Annotated in this window: 4 protein-coding genes; 2 read left to right on the top strand and 2 right to left on the bottom strand. The window is 38.9% G+C overall.

The window, feature by feature from the left end:
• Both AC3AX0_RS05555 and AC3AX0_RS05560 read right to left on the bottom strand, forming a co-directional pair.
• A partial coding sequence (locus tag AC3AX0_RS05555; RefSeq protein ID WP_487549315.1) for a BCCT family transporter occupies window positions 1–620 on the bottom strand: 620 nt, incomplete at its 3' end.
• A 23-nt stretch (window positions 621–643) separates the two neighbouring features.
• The gene (locus tag AC3AX0_RS05560) at window positions 644–1774 is read right to left on the bottom strand and encodes a mandelate racemase/muconate lactonizing enzyme family protein (protein ID WP_487549316.1); all 1131 of its coding nucleotides are present in this window, start codon (window positions 1772–1774) and stop codon (window positions 644–646) included.
• 332 nt (window positions 1775–2106) lie between these two features.
• On the opposite strand from AC3AX0_RS05560, the gene AC3AX0_RS05565 reads away from it, so the two are divergent.
• On the top strand, window positions 2107–3438 hold the full coding sequence (locus AC3AX0_RS05565; protein WP_487549317.1) for a sigma-54 interaction domain-containing protein: 1332 nt from the start codon (window positions 2107–2109) through the stop codon (window positions 3436–3438).
• 109 nt (window positions 3439–3547) lie between these two features.
• The gene (locus AC3AX0_RS05570; protein WP_487549318.1) at window positions 3548–5956 is read left to right on the top strand and encodes a tyrosine-protein phosphatase; all 2409 of its coding nucleotides are present in this window, start codon (window positions 3548–3550) and stop codon (window positions 5954–5956) included.
• Window positions 5957–6190 lie beyond the last annotated feature (234 nt).

Genomic DNA, 6190 nt, shown 5'->3' on the forward strand with positions numbered 1-6190 from the left:
ACACTTAAAGCTCCCATGGTTACTACAACAAACAGGATATCGATTATTTTACGCAGGAATACAGGAACACGGCCATCCAGTGCATCATTTAATATGTCGCTGAATTTAAATGATTTTTTTCCTTTGATATAAAATGTGTACATAACTAGTATTGCGCAGACCAGATAAGAAGACCATGGAACAAATCCCCAATGCCAGAACGAAGCTGTAATTGAAATTTCAGCAGCTTCTGCCGACAGTGCAATGATTCCTGGAGGTGGTCCCATGTAATAGCTGATGCTTTCCATAAATATCCAGTACATAGTTGCCGAACCGAAACCTGCAGCTATTGTCATGAACAATATGCTTGACTTCTTGAAGGTTGGGTTATTATCTCCTAGATAGACTCTTCCGTATTTTGTCACCATGAAATATATTACTGCAACCAGGGTTATCATTCCAAGCCATAGATAGATCCAGCCCATTTGGTGAGTGAGTACGCTGAACATTTTTTTTGAAAGTGTAACTCCCTTCTCGGGGAATACTGCCATAAGAATACCGAGGATTAGCAGTACTGCCGAGCCTGTAATCAGTGTAACCCATTCAATATTATTTTTTGATTTATCTTTGTGTTCATTCATTAAAATTTCTCCTTTGATTTATTTTACCAAGTAAATGAGTATTCTTTTATTACATCTTCATCGATGTCAACTCCAAGACCAGGTCTGTCTGGAACTGATACGTATCCGTCAATTGAGCGAACCAGGTTTTTGTCCAGGTCGCGGAAGAATGGACTTGCGCTGTTGGAGTATTCCATTGTGGTTCCATGCTGGAATGATGCCAGTGACTGAACCGTTGCAGCAAGCAGGATGCCTGAGCCGTAGTTGTGTGGTATAAGTCTGCATGAATTAAGTTCTGCAAGCATATTGATTCTTTTCATTTCTGTTATTCCACCACAGTTTGTTACATCTGGCTGAACTATGGCAGGGCTTGCCTGTTGCATAAAGTCATTGAATTCGCGAACTGTTGTTAATGCTTCTCCACCGGAAATTTTTGTTTTGACCATGGAAGCCAGTTTGCGGTAAGAATTGTAGTCCGTTGCAAGACAAGGCTCTTCTACCCACTCCAGATTGTATTCTTCCAGTTTCATCATTCTTGACAGAGCTGATCCGAAATCAGGCCAAAGCTTTGATACATCTACCGCCAGTCCTATATCGTCTCCCAATGCTTCTCGGAGTTTTTTTACAACTCCTACGTCATATTTTTCATCAAGACCGTAGGGAGTGCCTCCGAACTTGAGTGTGTCGAAGCCACCGTCGGCAAGGGCACGTTTTGCTGTTTCAACTGTTTGGTCCATATCCTCATGGGGGATAAAGGTACCGTATGTTTTGATCTTGTCTCTGTACTTGCCGCCTAGAAGCTGATAAACAGGGACATTGTAGTACTGACCGGCGATATCCCACAATGCAATATCAACAGCACTGATGGCATGTATGCCCACACCTGCACGACCGTAGTGCAACGTTTTCAGATACATCTTGTTCCACAATCTTTCAATGTCAAGTGGATTTTCTCCTATTAGAAGGTCCTTCAGGCTGTAGGAAAGGTAATGGGATGTAGGCATATCAAATAAAGTTTTTATGATTGCTGGATTGGAGTCTGTTTCACCCCAGCCTACTATACCATTGTCTGTTGTAATCTTTACCAGTGAGCAGTCCATTCCCCATTCGACTTCAACATCTCCGTTTTCAGGTGGCACTCTTAGTGCAAATGATTCTACTTTTGCTATTTTCATAACATTACTCCTTTTAAATCTAGTTAGTATTTGGTTAACCACTCATATATAAAGCAATTACTGTGCCAAAAATTGATATTCTGGAAATATTTGTTCAAATAGAGGATTACTGATGCTTTTTACTCTGAATTGATAAAAAAACATAAAAATATTGACTTAAATTGAGATAGTTGATAATATTAAAGTAATATTGAGTCAAAAGTCAATCGCGACATTGAAGCGTATATGATTCGAAATTGAAAAAGCTATGAAAGTGAAGCGAATCAATATTGAATATGAATCAAAAATGAAATAGAAACTTGCTGATGTGAGTCAGTATTTGGAGGTCTACAATGAAAAGAAGTGATTTGATCAGGATACTGGACAATATGTATGACGAGTTTTTAGTCTATGATAACGATTATAACATATTATATATAAACAAGGCTTGCCAACGCCATTACGGAGGCAAGCCTTCGGACTTCATCGGCAAGAGCTTTTACGATGTAGTGGATAAGTATTGGAAGGAGCCTTGTATACTACCGGAGGTGTACAAGGAAAAACAGATTTATACTTCAAAGTCCTTCACACAGATAGGCGTTATGATTACAACAATTGCCGTTCCTATTTTTGATGAAAATGGAGATATTGAGTTTGTTGTAATGAATGTAAGAGATGATATCAATGAAAACAACCTTTATAATTCTACGGGCCAGTTCATTAAGAATCTTGATGATGCCATCAATACTGAAGGGATCATCTGCGTCAGTGACAAAATGAAAGCTGTAAAAGAAGATATTAAAAGGCTAAGCAAGGTAATGGCTCCATGTATTCTTTACGGGGAGACCGGTGTTGGGAAATCCATGTTTGCCAAATACATGCATGAAAAAAGCGAAAGGAAGGAGAATAAGTTTATTGCCATTAATTGTGCTGCAATACCTGAAACCCTAGTGGAAAGTGAACTCTTTGGATATGTCAAAGGTGCATTTACAGGTGCAAACAATACAGGGAAGGAAGGATTATTAAAGACTGCCGACGGTGGCACCCTCTTTCTTGATGAAATCGGTGAAATAAGTCAGGGAGTTCAGGCTAAGTTGCTCCATTTTCTCCAGGAAGGTGAGATACTTCCAATTGGAGGAACAACGCCCGTTAAAGTGGATGTGAAGATAATTGCAGCTACTAATAAAAACCTTTCATTAATGGTTAAACAGAACCGGTTCAGGCATGACCTGTATTTTAGACTGAATGTAATAGAACTGACCATACCTCCATTGAGGGAAAGAAAGGAGGATATTTCTGCAATGACATTCTCTTTTCTCAATGAGTTTTGTGAAACGTACAATGTAACCCACGAATTGTCTCATGAAGTGCTTGAGCTTCTTTCCCAGTACTCGTGGCCAGGCAATATACGAGAACTGAGACATGTTATTGAAAGACTTGTAATAATGACAAGACATGTATTGATAACTGAAGACGATCTTCCTAAGGAAATCTATAATTTCGGGCCAGGCTCCGATGAAATTAAAATTGATACGGAAGGTCTGTCACACAAGGACTTGATAGAAAATTTTGAAAGGCAGCTGGTCATTTCAAAGTATAAGGATAATCCGTCCTCAAGAAAACTGGCGGAATCATTGAAGATTAATCAAAGCAAGGCTGTGAGGCTGATACAGAAGTATATTTGATGATATGAGTTAAAATGAATAATTTTTCGATTTTATGGATATTGGAATTTCAAGGTGATATACTTAAGGTAGCGTTTTCACAAGCACAATATAAAAGGAGGATATATACATGAAACAAATGAAACGAAGCTTATCTTTGATTTTGGCTGCAATGATGATCCTTTCAATGGTGTTTACAGCATCAGCTGTTGAGGATTTACCAGTGTTGAATGGTATTGTTGTGGAAGTTCAGAAGTATGGAAACCTTACCTTGGATATTGCACCATCGGCATTTTATGAAGCAGGTTATGAACTTGGAGATGTTTTGGAAGTGACTGTAGGAGAAAATGTACTGGAAATTCCCTTTGTGACGTCATATAGTGATGTTGACACGGGAAGCATACTGGTCAGGGATGACAAAGAGGAAAATATAGTTGTTGTAGCCATCAATATGGGTAATTTTTCAACTACCTATGGCGTTGAAGCTGGAGATGATCTATCGTTTTCACTAGTAGAAAAAGAAGGTTATCTGTCAGAATACCTTTTGAGACAACTTTCAAGGACTAATATACGTGAAGATTATGCAACGGATTCAATTTATGCAAATTTCAGGAGCTTTGCGACGGAAGGAATTAATTCGGGAGTAGTTTATAGAAGCAGCAGTCCAGTGAACAACGAGTTGAACCGTGCAGTTTACTCTGATGCTTTTGCTGAAGCTGTAGGTATTGCTACTGTAATTAATATGGCGGATTCTGTTGAAGATGTGGAAGGATATATGGCTGAAGACGGTTTCCAGTCTGATTATTATAAATCTTTGTATGAGGACGGTAAAGTCGTTACCCTTGATATGGGAGTGGATGTTGCAGGAGAAGAGTTTGGTACAAAACTGGCTGAAGGATTAAGATATTTGAGTGACAACGAAGGTCCTTATCTTATTCATTGTACTGAAGGAAAGGACAGAGCTGGATTTGTCAGTGCTCTATTGGAAGCACTTATGGGAGCATCTCTTGATGAGGTAGTGGCTGACTACATGACTACTTATGAGAACTACTATGGTGTAGAAGCTGGAAGTGAGCAATATGATGCCATAGCAGAAAGCAATATTATCACATCAATGACTATGGTAGTGGCTGGTTTGGAAAAAGGCAGCGATTTGACTGATATAGACCTTGCTGTGGCTGCAGAAGATTATTTGAAGAATATTGGTATGACTAATGGAGAAATATTATCACTTAAAGACAAACTGTCAGCAGATCCTATCTACAAATCCCCAATGGTTGTGGGTGAAGTTGAAGAAATTGAAAAATATGGTCATGCATCTACTGACATATTGATTGAAGATTTCCGAGCTCTTGGATTTGCGGAAGGAGATATGGTTACAGCCATATTTGACAATGGATTTGTTGTGGAAGCACCTTTCCTTGACGGATATTATGTGGATACCGGTTATCCATTGGTTAGAGCTTATCAGGGACATACCAATATTGCTGTATGTATAAACTATGGAAAGCTTAATGAATTGGCAGACGTATCCATTGGCGACAAGGTTACAATCATGTTGACAGAAACTGATGGATATCAGGTGCAATATGAAATAAGGAAGCTTGAAAGAACAAATAATCGTGAAGATTATGCATCGGATGTAATGTTTGCGAATTTTAGAGATATCAATATGGGAGATTTGGCGGAAGGTGTTTTGTTCAGAAGTTCAAGTCCTATAAACAATGAGTTGGGACGTGCAGCATATTCCGATATGTTGATAAAGGGTGCCGTTGTCAAAACAGTTGTGAATATGGCCGATTCAGCAGAAGACATTGCGGAATACAGGGTGGTTGATGATTTCAATTCACCATACTATGCATCTCTTTATGACAACAATCAGGTTAAGACCTTAAACATGAATCTTGCCTATGGTAGTGATGAGTTTAGGGGAAATATAGTCGAAGGGCTTATATTCATGAGCAAAAACGATGGACCTTACCTTGTACATTGTACTGAAGGAAAAGACAGGGCCGGTTTCATGTCCGCTTTCATATCTTCACTTATGGGAGCTACAAAGGATGAGATAGTAGAAGACTATATGCAGAGTTATATCAACTACTATGGAGTTGAAAAGGGTACTGAGAAATATAATGTTATCACAAAAGATGTTTTGGGAATGCTTGGTGTGATTTCCGATGCAGACGATTTTAATACTGCAGACCTTGCGACTGATGCCGAAGCGTATCTAATGGCAGGTGGCATGACTACTGATCAGATTGTAATGTTGAAAGCCAAACTGTCAACTCCTATTGAAGTTGTAGAGCCTATTGAGGAAGATATTGATGTAGTACTTCCAGTAGTACCTGAAGTAGAACCTTCAGATGGTTCTGAAACAATGACATATATTGTAGTTAGCGGTGACTGTTTGTGGAGTATTGCCCAAGAGTATCTAGGAGAGGGAGCGCTTTACAGTGAGATATATGAACTGAACAAAGATGTTATCAGTAATCCTGATTTGATTTATGTAGGTCAGGTTATCAATATACCGGTAAAATAAGGTCGATGTAAAAAAATGGCTGTAGAGAAATTGAGGGCACTTGATGAAACCAGCATGGCAGAAATGTCATGCTGGTTTTTAAAAAAACGGAAAAATATTTTGGAGGGAAACAATGAAGCATGAATGGAGAAAAGCGGAGAAATATTTATATATACCTAAGGCAAGTCCGGAGGTTGTGGAAGTTCCTATGATGAAATTTTTTGTTGTTTCAGGAAGTGGGAATCCTGGTGATGA

Source organism: Dethiosulfatibacter sp., assembly GCF_983023055.1.

Bases quoted from the DNA above. Each gene is read 5' to 3' on its own strand.
- AC3AX0_RS05570 (WP_487549318.1), top strand. From the start codon at position 3,548: ATGAAACAAATGAAACGAAGCTTATCTTTGATTTTGGCTGCAATGATG.
- AC3AX0_RS05560 (WP_487549316.1), bottom strand. From the start codon at position 1,774: ATGAAAATAGCAAAAGTAGAATCATTTGCACTAAGAGTGCCACCTGAA.
- AC3AX0_RS05565 (WP_487549317.1), top strand. From the start codon at position 2,107: ATGAAAAGAAGTGATTTGATCAGGATACTGGACAATATGTATGACGAG.